General features: G+C 60.5%; 14 protein-coding genes. 7 read left to right on the forward strand and 7 right to left on the reverse strand.

The annotated features are described in order from the left end of the window. Nucleotides 1–104 precede the first annotated feature (104 nt). Complete coding sequence (uxaC, locus tag B498_RS02065) at nt 105–1,517, forward strand: glucuronate isomerase (protein ID WP_008503147.1); 1,413 nt, start codon at nt 105–107, stop codon at nt 1,515–1,517. Nucleotides 1,518–1,534: 17 nt separating this feature from the next. Beyond that, nucleotides 1,535–3,022, forward strand: coding sequence for a UxaA family hydrolase (locus B498_RS02060; RefSeq protein WP_008503148.1), 1,488 nt, complete (start codon nt 1,535–1,537; stop codon nt 3,020–3,022). A gap of 86 nt (nt 3,023–3,108) precedes the next feature. Here B498_RS02060 and sstT read toward each other — a convergent pair whose 3' ends face one another. The 4 genes from sstT to B498_RS02040 all read right to left on the reverse strand — a co-directional run bounded on the left by sstT (nt 3,109) and on the right by B498_RS02040 (nt 7,395). Continuing rightward, nucleotides 3,109–4,350: a serine/threonine transporter SstT gene (gene sstT, locus B498_RS02055; RefSeq protein WP_008503149.1), complete on the reverse strand. Its 1,242-nt coding sequence runs from the start codon at nt 4,348–4,350 to the stop codon at nt 3,109–3,111. Nucleotides 4,351–4,605: 255 nt separating this feature from the next. After that, nucleotides 4,606–5,571: a TerC family protein gene (locus B498_RS02050; RefSeq protein ID WP_008503150.1), complete on the reverse strand. Its 966-nt coding sequence runs from the start codon at nt 5,569–5,571 to the stop codon at nt 4,606–4,608. Nucleotides 5,572–5,822: 251 nt separating this feature from the next. Then, complete coding sequence (locus B498_RS02045) at nt 5,823–6,821, reverse strand: Gfo/Idh/MocA family protein (protein WP_008503151.1); 999 nt, start codon at nt 6,819–6,821, stop codon at nt 5,823–5,825. 70 nt (nt 6,822–6,891) lie between these two features. Then, nucleotides 6,892–7,395, reverse strand: a complete 504-nt coding sequence (locus B498_RS02040) for a YgjP-like metallopeptidase domain-containing protein (RefSeq protein ID WP_008503152.1) — start codon at nt 7,393–7,395, stop codon at nt 6,892–6,894. Between the two features lie 83 nt (nt 7,396–7,478). On the opposite strand from B498_RS02040, the gene rlmG reads away from it, so the two are divergent. Then, nucleotides 7,479–8,615 (forward strand): 23S rRNA (guanine(1835)-N(2))-methyltransferase RlmG, encoded by a 1,137-nt coding sequence (gene rlmG, locus B498_RS02035; RefSeq protein ID WP_008503153.1) that lies wholly within the window; start codon nt 7,479–7,481, stop codon nt 8,613–8,615. A 90-nt stretch (nt 8,616–8,705) separates the two neighbouring features. Here the strand turns inward: rlmG and B498_RS02030 are convergent, their stop codons facing one another. The 3 genes from B498_RS02030 to lsrR form a co-directional block, all read right to left on the reverse strand. Further along, complete coding sequence (locus tag B498_RS02030) at nt 8,706–10,727, reverse strand: NADPH-dependent 2,4-dienoyl-CoA reductase (RefSeq protein WP_008503154.1); 2,022 nt, start codon at nt 10,725–10,727, stop codon at nt 8,706–8,708. A gap of 185 nt (nt 10,728–10,912) precedes the next feature. Next, nucleotides 10,913–12,493: an autoinducer-2 kinase gene (gene lsrK, locus B498_RS02025; protein ID WP_008503155.1), complete on the reverse strand. Its 1,581-nt coding sequence runs from the start codon at nt 12,491–12,493 to the stop codon at nt 10,913–10,915. 33 nt (nt 12,494–12,526) lie between these two features. Beyond that, nucleotides 12,527–13,498 carry a transcriptional regulator LsrR gene (gene lsrR / locus B498_RS02020; protein WP_008503156.1) on the reverse strand — a complete coding sequence of 324 codons (972 nt, stop codon included), beginning with the start codon at nt 13,496–13,498 and terminating at the stop codon, nt 12,527–12,529. A 215-nt stretch (nt 13,499–13,713) separates the two neighbouring features. Between lsrR and lsrA the strand changes: the two genes are divergently transcribed. The 4 genes from lsrA to lsrB are packed head-to-tail and all read left to right on the forward strand — an operon-like array spanning nt 13,714 to nt 18,210. Further along, nucleotides 13,714–15,201: an autoinducer 2 ABC transporter ATP-binding protein LsrA gene (gene lsrA, locus B498_RS02015; protein ID WP_008503157.1), complete on the forward strand. Its 1,488-nt coding sequence runs from the start codon at nt 13,714–13,716 to the stop codon at nt 15,199–15,201. Further along, entirely contained in the window at nt 15,198–16,229 is a 1,032-nt protein-coding gene (gene lsrC / locus B498_RS02010; protein WP_008503158.1) for an autoinducer 2 ABC transporter permease LsrC, read from the forward strand. Before lsrA ends, lsrC begins: the two co-directional genes overlap by 4 nt. Then, nucleotides 16,230–17,207 (forward strand): autoinducer 2 ABC transporter permease LsrD, encoded by a 978-nt coding sequence (gene lsrD / locus B498_RS02005; protein WP_008503159.1) that lies wholly within the window; start codon nt 16,230–16,232, stop codon nt 17,205–17,207. Nucleotide 17,208: 1 nt separating this feature from the next. After that, entirely contained in the window at nt 17,209–18,210 is a 1,002-nt protein-coding gene (lsrB, locus tag B498_RS02000; RefSeq protein ID WP_008503160.1) for an autoinducer 2 ABC transporter substrate-binding protein LsrB, read from the forward strand. Nucleotides 18,211–18,216 lie beyond the last annotated feature (6 nt).

Consider the following 18,216-nt stretch of genomic DNA (forward strand, 5'->3'; position numbering starts at 1 on the left):
TGATCTCACTCACGAAAAAAACGTCGGATGGTGGAAATTGGTGTGATAACTTTGCAGCATATGAACATACGCTTTCTGACGCTCCCGTAATGAGGAAGACGATAATGACGCCGTTTATGACCGACGATTTTCTGTTAGATACCGAATTTGCTCGCCGCCTGTACCACGACTATGCAAAAGATCAGCCGATTTTCGACTACCACTGCCATCTGCCGCCGCAGCAGGTTGCCGAAAATTACCGTTTCAAAAACCTGTATGACATCTGGCTGAAGGGTGACCATTACAAATGGCGTGCGATGCGCACCAACGGCGTGGCTGAGCGCCTTTGCACCGGCGATGCGACCGATCGCGAGAAGTTTGACGCCTGGGCGGCGACCGTCCCGCACACCATCGGTAACCCGCTCTATCACTGGACGCACCTTGAGCTGCGTCGCCCGTTTGGCATCACCGGCAAACTGCTCTCTCCAACGACCGCCGATGAAATCTGGGACCAGTGCAACGCGCTCCTGGCGCAGGATAACTTCTCCGCGCGCGGCATCATGAAGCAGATGAACGTGAAGATGGTCGGCACCACCGACGATCCGATTGACTCCCTGGAGCATCATGCCGTTGTCGCCAAAGACACCTCTTTTGATATCAAAGTGCTGCCAAGCTGGCGCCCGGACAAAGCCTTCAACATTGAGCAGGCCACGTTCAACGACTACATGGCGAAGCTGGCGGAAGTGTCCGATACCGACATCCGTCGTTTCGCCGATCTGCAAACCGCGCTGACCAAACGTCTGGATCACTTCGCGGCGCACGGCTGTAAAGTCTCTGACCACGCGCTGGACGTGGTGCTGTTTGCGGAATCAAACGAGGCCGAGCTGGACGGTATTCTGGCGCGTCGCCTCTCCGGCGAAGCCCTGAGTGAGCACGAAGTGGCGCAGTTCAAAACGGCGGTACTGGTGTTCCTCGGTGCCGAATACGCGCGTCGCGGCTGGGTACAGCAGTACCACATCGGTGCGCTGCGCAATAACAACCAGCGTCAGTTTAAGCTGCTGGGCGCGGACGTGGGCTTTGACTCCATCAATGACCGTCCGCTGGCGGAAGAGCTGTCAAAACTGCTGAGCAAACAGAACGAACAAAACCTGCTGCCGAAAACCATTCTCTACTGCCTGAACCCGCGCGATAACGAAGTGCTGGGCACCATGGTGGGCAACTTCCAGGGCGAAGGGATGCCGGGCAAGATGCAGTTCGGTTCCGGCTGGTGGTTCAACGATCAGAAGGACGGCATGGAGCGTCAGATGACGCAGCTGGCGCAGCTTGGCCTGCTGAGCCGCTTTGTCGGCATGCTGACCGACAGCCGCAGCTTCCTGTCCTATACCCGTCATGAATACTTCCGCCGCATCCTGTGCCAGATGATTGGCCGCTGGGTGCACGCAGGCGAAGCGCCGGCGGATATCCAGCTGCTGGGCGACATGGTGAAAAACATCTGCTTTAACAATGCGCGTGACTACTTCGCCATTGAACTGAACTAGGGCCGTTTGAGGTTGATATGCAATACATCAAAATCCATTCGCTGGATAACGTGGCCGTCGCGCTGGCAGATTTAACCGAAGGGACGGAAGTCACCTTCGACAACCAGTCGGTGACGTTACGCCAGTCCGTTGGACGTGGACATAAGTTTGCCCTGATCCCCATTGCCAAAGGGGAAAACGTGGTGAAGTACGGTCTGCCCATCGGTCATGCGCTGGCGGATATCGCGCCGGGTGAATACATCCATTCCCACAACGCCCGCACAAATCTGAGCGATCTGGACGAGTACAGCTATCAACCTGATTTACCTGCGGCACAAGAGCAGTCGGCGGATCGTGAGGTGCAGATCTACCGCCGCGCAAACGGCGACGTGGGGATCCGCAACGAGCTATGGATCCTCCCGACCGTCGGCTGCGTGAACGGGATTGCGCGTCAGATCCAGACGCGCTTCCTGAAAGAGACCAACGATGCCGAAGGCACTGACGGCGTGCATCTGTTCAGCCACACCTACGGCTGCTCCCAGTTGGGTGACGACCACATCAACACCCGAACCATGCTGCAAAACATGGTGCACCACCCGAACGCGGGCGCGGTGCTGGTGATTGGCCTGGGCTGTGAGAACAATCAGGTGGACGCCTTCCGCGAGACGCTCGGTGAGTTTGACCCTGAGCGCGTGCACTTTATGGTGTGCCAGCATCAGGACGACGAAGTGGAAGCGGGCGTCGAACAGCTTCATCAGCTGTATGAGGTGATGCGCCACGACAAGCGCGAGCCGGGCAAGCTGAGCGAGCTGAAGTTTGGTCTGGAGTGCGGCGGGTCTGATGGCCTGTCCGGTATCACCGCCAACCCGATGCTGGGGCGCTTCTCGGACTATGTGATCGCCAACGGCGGCACGACGGTATTGACCGAGGTGCCGGAGATGTTCGGTGCGGAACGTATTCTGATGAGCCACTGCCGCGATGAAGAGACGTTTGAGAAGACCGTCACCATGGTGAACGACTTCAAGCAGTACTTCATTGCCCACAATCAGCCCATTTACGAGAACCCGTCGCCGGGTAACAAAGCGGGGGGGATCACCACGCTGGAAGAGAAATCCCTCGGCTGCACCCAGAAAGCAGGCGCGAGCCAGGTGGTTGACGTTCTGCGCTACGGCGAGCGCCTGAAAATGCACGGTCTGAACCTGCTGAGCGCGCCCGGTAACGATGCGGTCGCCACCAGCGCGCTGGCGGGAGCCGGCTGCCATATGGTGCTGTTCAGCACCGGTCGCGGCACGCCGTACGGCGGTTTTGTGCCGACGGTGAAAATCGCCACCAACAGCGAGCTGGCGGCGAAGAAAAAACACTGGATTGACTTTGATGCCGGGCAGCTTATCCACGGCAAGGCGATGCCGCAGCTGCTGACGGAATTCGTGGATGCGATTGTGGAAATTGCCAGCGGCAAGCAGACCTGCAACGAGAAGAACGATTTCCGCGAGCTGGCAATCTTTAAGAGCGGTGTGACGCTATAAGTACTTTGTCGGGTGGCGCTAGCGCTTACCCGACCTACTAAACCCTGTAGGCCCGGTAAGGCGTAGCCGCCACCGGGCTTTTCTTTTTAACTGCGGAGGGCGTTCTTCGCTAAACGCGCGTCTTCCGCCTGACAGGCCGCCGCGGTAAACAGCACGTCGGTAGAGGAGTTCAGCGCGGTTTCGCAGGAGTCCTGCAGCACGCCGATGATAAAGCCGACGGCAACCACCTGCATGGCGATTTCGTTCGGGATACCGAACATATTACACGCCAGCGGGATCAGCAGCAGCGAACCGCCCGCCACGCCGGATGCGCCGCAGGCACACAGCGATGCCACCACGCTCAGCAGCAGCGCGGTTGGCAGATCGACCGGAATACCCAGCGTATGCACCGCCGCCAGGGTCAGTACAGTGATCGTAATCGCCGCGCCCGCCATGTTCACGGTCGCACCCAGTGGGATCGACACGGAATAGGTATCGCGATCCAGGTTCAGCTTCTCCGCCAGCGCCATGTTCACCGGTATGTTCGCCGCAGAGCTGCGGGTGAAGAAGGCATACACGCCGCTCTCGCGCAGGCAGGTCAGCACCAGCGGATACGGGTTGCGGCGGATCTGCCAGAACACCAGCAGCGGGTTGATCACCAGCGCCACCAGCAGCATACAGCCGACCAGCACAACCAGCAGTTGCGCGTAGCCCCACAGCGCGTCAAAACCGGTGGTTGCAAGCGTAGAGGAGACCAGGCCGAAAATACCGATTGGCGCAAAGCGAATCACCAGCTTCACCATAAAGGTGACAGCGTTGGACAAATCGTTGACCAGGTTTTTCGTGGTCTCGTTGCCGTGACGCAGCGCGAAGCCCAGACCAATCGCCCAGACCAGGATGCCAATGTAGTTTCCGCTCATCAGCGCGGTGATGGGGTTAGAGACCATGCTCATCAGCAGACCGCGAAGGACTTCCACAATCCCGGACGGCGGCGTGATATCACCGGCCGCGCTGGTCAGGTGCAGCGTGGACGGGAACAGGAAGCTAAACACCACGGCCGTTAAGGCTGCAGAGAAGGTTCCCAGAAGATACAGGAACAGAATAGGGCGAATATTGGTTTTTTGTCCGTGCTGGTGGTTGGCAATCGATGCCATGACCAGCATCAGAACCAGTACCGGCGCGACGGCTTTCAGGGCGCCCACAAACAGCGTCCCGAGCAGCCCCGTGGCCTCCGCAGCAGGTTTTGACACCATGGCCAGCAGAATACCCAGCACCAGTCCTACCAGAATTTGTTTAACCAGACTTCCCTGCGCCAGGCGCGCAAAAAGACCCGTCGATTGTGTGCTCATACATTATTCCTGAGTGAAATTGCGTTCCATTCCGAATGTGCTCTTAGTCACATTTATGTCCGGATGTAAGTAAATGTTTGCCTGGTCGAGTATAGGGAATGCGCGAAAGGAGGGAAGCGTAAAATGCTGGATTTTACGTGTTGCGTCATGTTTTTTAACTATTGATTAACGAAAGTGCCGGGTGGCGCTGCGCTTACCCGGCCTACGGGGTGACGTTGTAGGCCCGGTAAGCGCAGCGCCACCGGGCAAAACGCATTAAGCCTGCTGCTTCTTATCGTGCTGGCGGTTAACCCAGGTATTGATAATCAGCGTCACGATCAGAATGCCAAACACCACGCCGAGCGAAATGGCGATCGGGATATGGTAGAAATCGACGATCAGCATCTTGATACCGATAAACACCAGGATCACCGACAGGCCGTACTTCAGCATGGAGAAGCGCTCCGCCGCGCCCGCCAGCAGGAAGTACATCGCGCGCAGGCCGAGGATGGCGAACAGGTTAGAGGTCAGGACGATGAACGGGTCGGTGGTCACCGCGAAAATGGCCGGAATGCTGTCCACGGCGAAAATCACGTCGCTCAGCTCAACCAGAATCAGCACCAGCAGCAGCGGGGTGGCAAACAGCAGGCCGTTCTTGCGCACGAAGAAGTGCTCGCTCTCGATCTTGTCGGTCATGCGCAGATGGCCGCGGATCCACTTCACCAGCGGACGATCGCCAATCGCGGAGCCGTCCTCTTTTGCCAGCGCCATTTTGATCCCGGTGAACAGCAGGAACGCGCCGAAGACGTACAGCAGCCACTCGAACTGGGTAATCAGCCAGCTGCCAGCGAAGATCATGATGGTACGCAGGATAATTGCACCCAGCACGCCATACACTAGCACGCGACGCTGCAGAGCCGCAGGCACGGCGAAGTAGCTGAACAGCATCAGCCAGACGAAGACGTTATCAACCGCCAGGGCTTTTTCAATCAGATAGCCGGTGAGGAAGGCGAGCGCCTGAGGATCGGCCACCGCGCGGCCTTCGGTCGAGGCCAGATACCACCAGAAGGCGGCGCAGAAGAGCAGGGAGAGAGTAACCCAGACCAGCGACCAGGCGGCGGCCTGTTTCATGGTCATGCCGTGCGCGCCGCGACGGCCCTGCAAAAAGAGGTCGATCGCCAGCATGATGAGCACGACAACCGCGAATCCGCCCCACAACATTGGAGTGCCGACAGAATGCATACTATTTTCCTTACACATAAAAAACAAAAACGGCCATGGTCAGAAGACGATAGCCGTTAGCTTTTTATGCATAGACCTCGCCTTCCGGCAAGGTCTCACTTACAACCACGAGGGTTGCCCGGCGACCGGATGCGGTATTGCACGCATCGTAATGACGATCCACCGGCGAAGAAGTTACTCCCCTTTGCAGGTAACAAAATATGTCAGACCATCGGTTTCGTCAATGGCCTGCGCCGTTTCATTACACAGCTTTACGCGATAACTTCCGCGCTCACGCCGTCTGCCGGGAACACCACGCCGGTCTGACGGCGGATCTCCGTTTGCAGCTTCGCCGTGGTGCGGCTCACCGCAAGGCCTGGGTGATTCACTTCGTTGTCTTCCACCAGACGGGCGAAGACCTCTGCCTCATAGAGCATAGTGTTAATATGCTGAGGCTGCGTCAGCTCCTGCGCTTTGCCGCCGCGCGGGACAAAGCTCACCTTCTGGCACTCGGCGATCTTCTCGATAACCAGCGAGCCCGCTTCGCCCTGAATTTCGCTCGGCAGGACAGAATCGCTCACCTTGGAGTGCTGCAGCGTCACGCTGAAATCACCGTAATCCAGCACCGCGACACCGTGCGCATCCACGCCGCTCTCCAGCAGGCTGGCGGTGGCCGTGACGCCGTGCGGCTCGCCCCACAGGGCCACGGCAGAGGCCAGGCAGTAGAAACCGATATCCATAATCGAGCCGTTAGAGAAGGCCGGGTTAAAGGTGTTCGGGTTCTCGCCGTCGAGATAGCGCTGGTAGCGCGACGAGTACTGGCAGTAGTTGATAAACGCTTTGCGCACTTTGCCCACCTTCGGCAGGGACTGCTGCAGCAGCAGGAAGTTCGGCAGGCTGGCGGTTTTGAACGCTTCGAACAGCACCACCTGGTTTTCGCGGGCAAGCGCGATGGCGGCTTCCACTTCTTCGATGTTCGACGCCAGCGGCTTCTCGCAAATCACATGCTTTTTATGGCTGAGGAACAGCTTCGTTTGCGGGAAGTGCAGGGCGTTCGGGCTGGCGATATAGACCGCGTCAATGGCGTCGCTTTGCGCCATGTCATCAAGCGAGGTGAAGAGATGCTCGACCAGGTAATCGTTGGCAAAACTCTGCGCCTGCTCAAGGCTGCGGGAATAGACTGCGGTAAGTTTCAGTTTGCCGGTTTCGTGGGCGGCGTCGACGAACTGGCGCGTGATCCAGTTCGTTCCAATGACTGCGAAACGTATCATAAACGTTTACGTACTCCGTAGCGGGGAACTTTTAGCCACTGTAGCACGTCATCATGACAATTCGCGTGCGCTATTCCGCATTACCTTTTAACGATAAATGCGTAAGCCACAGCCGGGTATCAAACTCCAGCTGGTGGTACTGCGGCTCCATATGGCAGCACAGAGAATAGAACGCTTTGTCGTGCTCTTTCTCTTTCAGGTGTGCGAGCTCGTGCACCACAATCATCCGCAGAAAGGCTTCCGGCGCGTTGCGAAAAACCGTCGCGACGCGGATCTCCGCCTTGGCCTTCAGCTTGCCGCCCTGCACGCGGGAGACGGCGGTGTGCAGGCCGAGCGCGTTTTTCAGCACGTGGATCTTGTTGTCGTACATCACCTTGTTGATCGGCGGCGCGCTCTTCAGATACCGGTTTTTCAGATCCTGCGTATACTGCCAGAGGGCTTTATCGGTCGCGAAATCGTGGGTGCCGGGGTAGCGTTTTTCCAGCACCGCGCCGAGCTTCTGCTCGGCAATCAGGCTGCGAACCTGAGAAAGTAAATGCTCCGGGTAGCCCTGGAGATAAGTAAGTTGGTTCATCAACGCCCCAAATCGACAATAAAACGGGTATACTCACGCACCCTTTTCAGGGATACGCCAAATTTTACCATTCAGGAGGGCCGATGAGCCACTTAGACAACGGTTTCCGTTCACTCAACCTTAAACGTTTCCCGGAAACGGACGACGTTAACCCGCTTCAGGCGTGGGAAGCGGCGGATGAATATCTGCTGCAGCAGTTGGATGAGACTGAAATCCGCGGCCCGGTTTTGATCCTGAATGACGCCTTCGGCGCGCTGGGCTGCGCCCTGGCGGAGCACACGCCGTACAGCATCGGCGATTCCTACTTAAGCGAGCTGGCGACGCGTGAAAACCTGCGCCATAACGACATCGACGAATCCAGCGTGAAGTTCCTCGACAGCACCGCGGACTACCCGCAGGCGCCGGGCGTGGTGCTCATCAAAGTGCCAAAAACCATGGCGCTGCTGGAGCAGCAGCTGCGCGCGCTGCGTAAGGTCGTCACGCCAGAAACCCGCATCATCGCGGGTGCCAAAGCGCGCGATATTCATACTTCGACGCTGGAGCTGTTCGAGAAAGTCCTTGGCCCGACCACCACCACGCTGGCCTGGAAAAAAGCGCGCCTGATCAACTGTACGTTCGCCGCACCCGAGCTGGCCGACGCGCCGGACACGCTGAGCTGGAAGCTGGAAGGGACAGACTGGACCATCCATAACCACGCGAACGTCTTCTCCCGCACCGGTCTGGATATCGGCGCGCGCTTCTTTATGGAACACCTGCCGGAAAATCTGGAAGGGGAAATTGTCGATCTGGGCTGCGGCAACGGCGTGATTGGCCTGACGCTGCTGGCGAAGAACCCGGAGGCCAGCGTGGTGTTCAGCGACGAATCGCCGATGGCGGTGGCCTCCAGCCGTCTGAACGTGGAAACCAATATGCCGGACGCGCTGGACCGCTGCGAGTTTATGATCAACAACGCGCTGTCGGGCGTAGAGCCGTTCCGCTTCAACGCCGTGTTCTGTAACCCGCCGTTCCACCAGAAGCACGCCCTGACGGATAACGTCGCCTGGGAGATGTTCCACCACGCGCGCCGCTGCCTGAAGATTAACGGCGAGCTGTACATCGTGGCGAACCGCCACCTGGACTACTTCCACAAGCTGAAGAAGATTTTCGGTAACTGCGTCACCATTGCGACGAACAATAAGTTTGTGGTGCTGAAGTCGGTGAAGCTGGGACGTCGTCGGTAAGATTGTTTTGCCCGGTGGCGCTGCGCTTACCGGGCCTACAATGGCCTCGAACCCGTAGGCCGGGCAAGCGAAGCGCCGCCCGGCTATGCCCTAGATCGCCAGAGCTAACTTCGTCCCCTGCGCAATTGCCCGCCGCGCATCCAGCTCCATCGCCACGTCGCACCCGCCGATCAGATGCACCGTTTTACCGGCCTCGCGCAGCGGATCCGCCAGATCCCGCTTCGGCTCCTGCCCGGCACACAAAATCACATGATCCACGCGCAGCAGCTGCGGCTCGCCGCCGATCGTGACGTGCAGCCCGTCGTCGTCGATCTTCTGGTAGCTCACCGCCGGGATCATCTTCACCCCGCGCGAGAGCAGGGTGGCGCGGTGGATCCAGCCGGTGGTTTTCCCCAGCCCTTCGCCCGGTTTGCTGGCTTTACGCTGCAGCATCACGATCTGGCGCGGGCTTTTCGGCAGTTGTGGCCCTTCGGGTCGCAGGCCGCCGGACTGGCTGAGGCTGGTGTCGATACCCCATTCCACGCAGAATTCGGCAATGTTCTGGCTGGTGGCTTCGCCCGGCTGGCTTAAATACATCGCGGTGTCAAAACCGATCCCGCCGCAGCCGATAATCGCCACCTTCTCGCCAACCGGCGCTTTGTCACGCAGCACGTCGAGATAGCTCAGCACTTTTGGATGATCGATACCCTCGATCGCAGGCGTGCGCGGTACGATCCCGCTCGCCAGGATCACCTCATCAAAATCAGTCAGATCCGCCGCGTGGACAAACTGGTTAAGCCGCAGCTCGACGCCCGTCAGCTCGATCATCCGGCGGTAGTAGCGCAGCGTTTCGTAGAACTCCTCTTTGCCGGGGATCTGTTTGGCGATATTAAACTGCCCGCCAATCTCTCCCAACGCATCAAACAGCGTCACGCCGTGCCCGCGCGAGGCGGCATTGACCGCAAACGCCAGGCCTGCCGGGCCAGCACCCACGACGGCCAGGCGTTTTTTATTGACCGCCGAAACGATCGGCATTTTGGTTTCATGGCAGGCGCGTGGGTTAACCAGGCAGGAGGTGACCTTCCCGACGAAGATCTGATCCAGACAGGCCTGATTACAGCCGATGCAAGTGTTGATCTCATCCGCGCGTCCGCTTTGCGCTTTCGACAGCAGCTCGGCATCGGCCAGGAACGGGCGCGCCATCGAGACCATGTCGGCATCGCCGCGTGAAATCACATCGTCCGCCACCTGCGGATCGTTAATGCGGTTGGTGGTGACCAGAGGAACGGACACTTTGCCTTTCAGCCTGCGCGTCACCCAGCTGAACGCCGCGCGCGGCACCGGCGTGGCGATGGTCGGGATGCGCGCCTCGTGCCAGCCGATGCCGGTGTTGATAATGGTGGCCCCCGCGGCTTCAATCGCCTGCGCCAGCTGCAAGGTTTCGTCAAACGTGCCTCCGCCCTCCACCAGATCGAGCATCGACAGGCGGAAGATGATGATAAAGTCCGCGCCCGCACGTTCGCGCACGGCGCGCACGACTTCTACAGCAAAGCGCATCCGGCGGGCATAGTCGCCGCCCCATTCGTCGTCGCGCTGGTTGGTGCGGGCGGCGAGGAACTCGTTAATCAGGTAGCCTTCGGAGCCCATCACCTCAACGCCGTCATAGCCCGCTTCACGCGCCAGCGCGGCGCAGCGGGCGAAGTCGTCAATCAGCGCCAGGATCTCGTCGTGGCTCAGAGCATGCGGAGTGAAGCGGTTAATCGGCGCCTGAATGGCCGATGGCGCAACCAGATTCGGCTGATAGCTGTAGCGTCCGGTGTGCAGAATTTGCAGGGCGATTTTACCGCCCTCGTTGTGTACCGCGTCGGTCACAATGCGGTGATGCGGGAGCTGTGCTGCATCGTTCAGCACCGCACCGCCCTCCATGCCGACGCCGGAAGGGGAAGGGGCCACGCCGCCGGTGACAATCAGCGCCACCCCGTGGCGCGCGCGCGCGGCATAGAAAGCCGCCAGACGCTCGGCCCCGTCCGGATGCTCCTCGAGCCCGGTGTGCATCGAGCCCATCAACACGCGGTTTTTGAGTGTGGTGAACCCCAGATCGAGAGGGGCGAATAACGACGGGTAGCGGCTCATAGTCTCTTCCAGTGTAAAATTATTGTTATGTGGTCGGATGAGTTACTAATTTAGCCAGCGGCAGCGGAAAGGTAAAAGCGGGATCGAATGATTGTGATAGATCTCAAAGAACTTCCCCGGTGGCGCTGCGCTTACCGGGGCTACAAATCCCCAGGACAGATAAGCGTAGCGCCATCCGGCGTTATTTACGGCGCCGCTGCCCGCACCAGCCCCGGCGCCTGCCACATCGACGTGGTCAGTCCGCTGTCCACCAGCCCGAGCTGGTCCGCGTATACCGCCTGCCATTTCTGCATCATGCCGTCGTACAGCTCGCGGTGCGCCGGGTTTGGCGTGAACTCGCGGCTCCATTTCACCAGCCGCTCGCCCGTCGAGGCCATATCCGCAAACAGCCCCGCGCCCGTACCCGCGGCAATCGCGCAGCCCAGCGCCGTGGCTTCTTTCACTTCCGGAACGCGCACCGGCAGGCCCGTGACGTCGCTTAAAATCTGGCTCCACAGGGCACCTTTTGACCCGCCGCCCGCAAACACCAGGCTCTCAAACGTCACGCCGGAAAAGCGTGAAATCTGCGCCAGGTTGCAGGCCGAAACAATCGCCGCGTTCTCTTCCAGGGCGCGGAACAGCGTCGCTTTATTGCATTTTTCCGGGTCAATGGAGAGGTTAATAAACGACGGCGCGGCGTGGTACCACTGCTTGAAATGCATCGCGTCGGAGAAGATCGGCATTACCCCGTGGGAGCCCGCCGGCACCCGGCTGGCCATCTCTTCCAGCAGGGAATAGGTGTCCATCCCCATCCGCTCGGCAATCAGCTTTTCCTCCGCGCAGAAGGCGTCGCGGAACCAGCGCATGGTCAGCCCGGTAAAGAAGCTGATCGACTCCGCCTGCACCATGCCGGGGATAACGTGCGGATTCACGCGGATGTTCATGTCGGGGTCGGTGCGTACCTGCGGCAGATTGACCACCTGCTGCCAGAAGGTGCCGCCCAGCACCGCCGTTTGTCCGGCGCGAACCACGCCCAGCCCCAGACAGCCCAGCTGCACGTCGCCGCCGCCCATCACTACCGGCGTGCCTTCGCGCAGGCCGCTCTGCTGCGCGGCCTCCCGGGTTATAGCACCCAGTACGGTGCCGGTCTCTTTTACCGGAGAGAGAATATCGGCGCGCAGCCCGGCCATGTCGAGAAGCGCCGGACGCCAGTCGCGGGAGAAGAGATCCAGCATGCCGGTGGTGCCCGCGTTCGACGGGTCGACCGCCAGCTCGCCGGAGAGCTTCGCCGCCAGCCAGTCGCTGATCATGGTGATAGTCGCGGCCCTGCGGTAAATATCCGGACGGTGGTGCGCCAGCCACAGCAGGCGCGGCATGGCGCTCAGCGCCAGCGTCTGGCCGGAGACCTCATACACTTCGGATTCAAAACGGTCATCGTGGATCTCTTTGAGTTCGGCCACCTCGCGGCTGGCGCGGGCGTCGACGTTGGCGCAGGCCCAGATGGCCTCGCCGTTACGGTCGTACAGCACGATCCCTTCGCGCATCGAACAGCAGGCGACGGACTGGATATCTGCCGCGCTCAGGCGCGCACGCTCAAGCGCCTGATGAATGCACCGGCAGGCCAGCTGCCAGTTGGTCTCGAGGTCAAACTCCATCGACCCCGGCACGTTCTCCACGCTCAGGTGCTTCCACTCGGCCTGGCCGACGGCAATCTGGTTGCCCTGCAAATCGAAAATCACGGCGCGAACGCTGCCGGTCCCTGCATCTAACGCTAAAAGGTAACTCATGAGCTTGCCTCGCTGTTAGCGCAGGGCGGGCTCTTATTTGGCCAGAGCCAGCACCGCGCGGGCTGTCGTCTCTTCCGTCACCAGGCCATTGATACGGCGACCCTTCAGTGCGGCATAAATCGCATCGGCTTTCTCTTCCCCGCCGGCCACGCCAACGATGGTGGGCAGCTGCGCCAGCTCATCAAGCGAGACGCCGAGTAATTCTTTGTGGATCTCCAGCTCCTCAACGCACTCCCCTTCGGCATTGAGGAAATAGCCGAGAATGTCGCCGACCGCGCCTTTGCGGGCGTACATCAGCTGCTCGCCTTCGCTGATATAGCCGGAGCGCAGGATCGTGGCGTCACGGCGCTGGTTTACTGAACCAATACCAACTACCGCCACGTCGGCTGCGGTGGCGGCGAGGATCACGTCCCGCACGCTGGTCTCGCGTTTTAAGATCCCGGCCACTTCGGCGGAAGACACGCGAAGCGGGGCGGGGATCATGCTGACGCTGCAGGCCGCATCCAGCTGGCCGATACCAGTCATGTACGGCCCGACGCCGCCGGAGAGCGTCACGAGGCGGATCTGCTGCGAGCTGATAAAGCCGCTCAGGTGCTGCAGGCTGCTCATGGTGGTTTCACCGAACCCCACCGCCAGCAGCTGGCCGGGCTCCAGCACGCCCATCAGCGACTGCGCCGCGCCAATGCCTAACCGCACGTTCATCGGCGGCGTATTTAGGGCAGGCATCACGCGCACCAGCTTCAGGCCAAAGCGCTGCTGTAGCTCGGTTTCAAGCGACAGGCAGCCCTCGTAGCGGGAGTTAATCTGCACGCGGATCACCCCGGACTGGCGGCCTTTCTCCAGCAGGCGGGAGATTTTTAATCGCGGCAGCCCGAGGCGTTCGCCGATATCGTTCTGGGTCAGCCCGTCGTGGTAGTAGCACCAGGCCACGCGCGCCACCAGCTCCTCTTCCGCCAGCGCCAGCCCGGCAAACCGTCCTTCTTCCGCAGTGCGTTTATCGCTCATAGTTGAACTCTTATAAAAATTTAGATCATATGTTCGTGATGACGCGGAGGGAAAGTGTGAGCCACGCGACAAAACGGATCATTTCGATCGTTTCTGGTTTATCTGAATCTCAATCGATAAAACTGTGATCCCTGCACGGTTGTAAATATAGTTCACCGTCTACGCTTTTGAACATTATTAAATCTAAAAATCATTTGTTCAATAGCGGAGCGATGATGACCCCACTTCTCGACGCGCGAAGTATCAGCAAGCAGTTCTCAGGCGTGCCGGTTCTAAAAGGCATTGATTTCACGCTGCTTGCGGGCCAGGTGCACGCGCTGATGGGCGGGAACGGCGCGGGAAAATCGACGCTGATGAAGATCATCGCCGGAGTCGAGACGCCGGATGAGGGTGAACTTTCCGTCGAGGGGCAGTCATATGCGCGGCTGACGCCCGTGCAGGCGCACGGGCTCGGCATTTACCTCGTGCCGCAGGAGCCGCTGCTGTTCCCCAACCTGACGGTGCGGGAAAACATCCTGTTCCGCCTGCCGCGCGAGCGCGGTCTGGAAAAGCGGCTGGCGGAGAAACTTGAGCAGCTGCAATGCCGGCTGAACCTCGACGCCGCCGCCAGCACCCTGGAAGTGGCGGATCAGCAGATGGTGGAGATTCTGCGCGGATTAATGCGCAACGCCAGGATCCTGATCCTCGACGAGCCCACGGCCTCCCTCACGCCGGGCGAAACCGAACGGCTGTTTCGTCAGATCCGCGCCCTGCAGGCGCTCGGCGTCGGGATCGTGTTTATCTCGCATAAGCTGCCGGAAATTCGCATGCTGTCGAGCCACGTCTCGGTGATGCGCGACGGCGCGGTGGTGCTCAGCGGTGAAACCGCGCAGTTCGACGATAGCGCCCTGATCGCCGCCATGACGCCGGTAAGCCGCGAGAAATCCCTCAGCGATACGCAAAAGCTGTGGCTGGCGCTGCCGGGCAACCGCCGCACCCAGCCGCAGGACTTTCCGGTGCTCCGGGTGGAGGATCTTACCGGGGAAGGGTTTATCGATCTGAGCCTTGAGATCTACGCCGGGGAGATCGTCGGCCTGGCCGGGTTGGTAGGCTCCGGGCGCACCGAGTTTGCCGAAACGCTCTATGGCCTGCGGCCTGTGCGCGGGGGGCGCGTCTGGCTGGAGAACCAGGACATCACCGCCGCACCGGTAAGTTCACGTCTGGACAAAGGCCTGGTCTACCTGCCGGAAGACAGGCAGGTGTCGGGCCTGTTCCTCGACGCGCCGATCCGCTGGAACACCGTGGCGCTGAACGAGCCGTCGCTCTGGCAGCAGCGGAAAAGAGAGTCCGCGGTGGTGGAGCGCTATCACCGGGCGCTGGGGATCAAGCTCAACCATGCGGATCAAACCCTGCGCACGCTCTCCGGCGGCAACCAGCAGAAGGTGCTGCTGGCACGCTGTCTGGAGGCCAACCCGTTATTGCTGATCGTCGATGAACCGACGCGTGGCGTGGACGTCTCGGCGCGCGCCGATATCTACCAGCTTATCAAAAGCGTGGCGGCGCAGAACGTGGCGGTGCTGATGATCTCAAGCGATCTCGATGAGTTTCCCGGCCTTGCCGATCGCGTGCTGGTGATGCATCAGGGCGTACTCAGCGGCGAACTGCCGCGCCATGCCGTCAGCCTCGATCGCATGATGGCGCTGGCGTTTGGAGGGCAATCATGAAGATCTTACTGAAAAACCGCGAGCTGAGCGCGTTTCTCGCCATTCTGGCGCTGTTCGCCGTGCTGGTGGCGCTGAACCCGTCCTACTTCAGCTTGCAGACACTGGGGATGATCTTCGCCAGCTCGCAGATCCTGATCCTGCTGGCGATCGGCGCGGCGCTGGTGATGCTGACCCGCAATATCGACGTCTCCGTGGGGTCGACCGTTGGGCTGTCCGCCATCGCCGTCGGCGTGGCGCTGAACAGTGGCTACAGCCTGCCCGTTTCCATTCTCTTCGCGCTGTCAGTTGGCGCGCTGGCGGGGGCATTCAACGGTTTTCTGGTGGTGGGATTACGCATCCCGGCGATTGTCGCCACCCTCGGCACGCTGGGGCTGTACCGTGGAGCGATGCTGCTCTGGACGGGCGGAAAGTGGATTGAAGGGCTGCCGCCGGGGTTGAAATCCCTCTCTGAGCCTGCGGCCATCGGCGTGTCGCCCCTTGGCATGGTGGTGTTGATTATCGTGGTCACCGGCGCGTGGACGCTGTCGCGCACCGCGTTCGGGCGTGATTTCTACGCGGTGGGGGATAACCTCGCCGCCGCGCGCCAGCTGGGCGTGGCGGTGAATCGCACCCGCATGATCGCCTTTACCCTCAACGGCATGCTGGCGGCCTGCGCCGGGATTGTCTTTGCCGCACAGATTGGCTTCGTGCCCAACCAGACCGGCAGCGGGCTGGAGATGAAGGCCATCGCCGCCTGCGTACTGGGGGGCATTTCACTGCTGGGCGGCACGGGCACGCTGATCGGCGCGCTGCTCGGTGCGTTCTTCCTCACCCAAATCGACACCGTGCTGGTGCTGTTCAGGCTTCCGGCCTGGTGGAACGACTTTATCGCCGGGCTGGTGCTGCTGGGCGTGCTGGTGCTCGACGGGCGTCTGCGTCAGGCGCTGGCGCGGCATCAGCGGGCGCTGAAGTACGGTCGTTTCCAGGCGGGCAACAGAGGGGGAAAGCACGTCACCCCCTTTCCCAAACGTAAAAAAGAGGTGGCGTAAATGAGGCTTAACTGGGAAAGCGCGCTGCTCATTTTGCTGGTGCTGGAGATCCTGCTTTTCGGGGCCATCAACCCGCGGATGCTCGATATCAACATGCTGCTGTTCAGCACCAGCGACTTCATCTGCATCGGTATTGTGGCGCTGCCGCTGACGCTGGTGATCGTCAGCGGCGGGATCGACATCTCCCTCGGCTCGACCATCGGCCTGTGCGCGATTGCGCTGGGGGTGATGATGCAGGCCGGGTGGCCGATGGCGGTCGCCGTTCCGCTGACGCTGCTGCTGGGTCTGCTGTGCGGGCTGGTAAACGCGGCGCTGATCCACTACACCGGCATCAGCCCGCTGGTGATCACCCTCGGCACGCTCTACCTCTACGGCGGCGGCGCGCTGCTGCTCTCCGGCATGGCGGGCGCGACGGGCTACGAGGGCATCGGCGGCTTCCCGGACAGCTTCACGGCGTTCGCTAACCTCACGGTGTTGGGTCTGCCGATCCCATTGGTCTTGTTCGCGGTAATCACCGTCTTCTTCTGGCTTATTACCCACCGCGGGCGCTTTGGCCGTCATCTGTTTTTGATTGGGCAGAACCCGCGCGCGGCGCGCTATGCGGCGCTGCCGGTGAACGGCATGCCCTACGTGCTGTACGGCCTGGTGGGCGTGGCCTCGGCGATTGCCGCGCTGGTGATGGTCTCCTATTTCGGCTCCGCGCGTTCGGATCTGGGGCGCGATCTTTTAATGCCTGCGCTCACCGCCGCCGTGCTCGGCGGAGCCAATATCTACGGCGGGTCAGGTTCGGTTGTCGGTACGGCGCTGGCGGCGCTGCTGGTGGGGTACCTGCAACAGGGTTTACAGATGGTCGGCATCCCCAACCAGGTGTCGAGCGCGCTGTCGGGGGCGCTGCTGGTTGTGGTGGTGATGGGGCGTTCGCTGAGTCTGCACCGCGAATGGGTGCGATCTCTCTTTAGAAAACTATCCGGAGCGTAAGATGAAAACAAAACTGCTCGTCCTGGCAATGGTCCTCAGCTTCGCTTCGGCGCAGGCGGCGGACCGCATTGCCTTTATCCCGAAGCTGGTGGGCGTCGGCTTCTTCACCAGCGGCGGCAACGGTGCGAAAGAGGCGGGGAAAGATCTTGGCGTGGACGTGACCTACGACGGCCCAACCGAGCCGAGCGTCTCCGGCCAGGTGCAGCTCATCAATAACTTCGTCAACCAGGGCTATAACGCCATTATCGTCTCCGCCGTGTCGCCGGATGGGTTGTGTCCGGCGCTGAAGCGCGCGATGCAGCGCGGCGTCAAGGTTCTGACCTGGGATTCCGATACCAAGCCGGAGTGCCGCAGCATCTACATCAATCAGGGGACGCCGGAACAGCTGGGCGGCCTGCTGGTGGAGATGGCGGGCAAGCAGGTCACCAAACCGAACGCGAAAGTGGCGTTCTTCTACTCCAGCCCGACCGTCACCGACCAGAACCAGTGGGTGAAAGAGGCGAAGGCCAAAATCGAGAAAGACCATCCCCAGTGGCAGATCGTCACCACCCAGTTTGGCTATAACGACGCCACCAAATCGTTGCAGACCGCCGAAGGGATCTTAAAAGCCTATCCGGATCTGGATGCGGTCATCGCCCCGGACGCCAACGCGCTTCCTGCTGCCGCGCAGGCGGCAGAAAACCTGAAGCGGGAAGGGGTGGCGATTGTCGGGTTCAGCACGCCGAACGTGATGCGCCCGTACGTTGAGCGCGGCACGGTGAAGGCCTTCGGCCTGTGGGACGTGGTGCAACAGGGCAAAATTGCGGTCAATGTAGCCGATCGTTTGCTGAAAAAAGGCGATCTTAACGTTGGCGACAGCGTGGACGTGAAAAATATCGGGACGCTGAAGGTCGAGCCGAACAGCGTGCAGGGCTACCAGTATGAGGCGAAGGGCAACGGCATCGTGCTGCTGCCGGAACGCGTGGTGTTCACCAAAGAGAACATCAGCAAATACGATTTCTGACGGGGG

The sequence above is a fragment of the Enterobacter sp. SST3 genome, assembly GCF_000286655.1.
GTDB lineage: Bacteria > Pseudomonadota > Gammaproteobacteria > Enterobacterales > Enterobacteriaceae > Enterobacter > Enterobacter roggenkampii.

Excerpts from the sequence above, each read along its gene's own strand:
- B498_RS02045 (WP_008503151.1), bottom strand. The coding sequence starts at position 6,821 with ATGATACGTTTCGCAGTCATTGGAACGAACTGGATCACGCGCCAGTTC.
- lsrC (WP_008503158.1), top strand. The coding sequence starts at position 15,198 with ATGAAGATCTTACTGAAAAACCGCGAGCTGAGCGCGTTTCTCGCCATT.
- uxaC (WP_008503147.1), top strand. The coding sequence starts at position 105 with ATGACGCCGTTTATGACCGACGATTTTCTGTTAGATACCGAATTTGCT.
- B498_RS02050 (WP_008503150.1), bottom strand. The coding sequence starts at position 5,571 with ATGCATTCTGTCGGCACTCCAATGTTGTGGGGCGGATTCGCGGTTGTC.
- sstT (WP_008503149.1), bottom strand. The coding sequence starts at position 4,350 with ATGAGCACACAATCGACGGGTCTTTTTGCGCGCCTGGCGCAGGGAAGT.
- rlmG (WP_008503153.1), top strand. The coding sequence starts at position 7,479 with ATGAGCCACTTAGACAACGGTTTCCGTTCACTCAACCTTAAACGTTTC.
- B498_RS02030 (WP_008503154.1), bottom strand. The coding sequence starts at position 10,727 with ATGAGCCGCTACCCGTCGTTATTCGCCCCTCTCGATCTGGGGTTCACC.
- lsrR (WP_008503156.1), bottom strand. The coding sequence starts at position 13,498 with ATGAGCGATAAACGCACTGCGGAAGAAGGACGGTTTGCCGGGCTGGCG.
- B498_RS02060 (WP_008503148.1), top strand. The coding sequence starts at position 1,535 with ATGCAATACATCAAAATCCATTCGCTGGATAACGTGGCCGTCGCGCTG.
- B498_RS02040 (WP_008503152.1), bottom strand. The coding sequence starts at position 7,395 with ATGAACCAACTTACTTATCTCCAGGGCTACCCGGAGCATTTACTTTCT.
- lsrD (WP_008503159.1), top strand. The coding sequence starts at position 16,230 with ATGAGGCTTAACTGGGAAAGCGCGCTGCTCATTTTGCTGGTGCTGGAG.
- lsrK (WP_008503155.1), bottom strand. The coding sequence starts at position 12,493 with ATGAGTTACCTTTTAGCGTTAGATGCAGGGACCGGCAGCGTTCGCGCC.
- lsrB (WP_008503160.1), top strand. The coding sequence starts at position 17,209 with ATGAAAACAAAACTGCTCGTCCTGGCAATGGTCCTCAGCTTCGCTTCG.
- lsrA (WP_008503157.1), top strand. The coding sequence starts at position 13,714 with ATGACCCCACTTCTCGACGCGCGAAGTATCAGCAAGCAGTTCTCAGGC.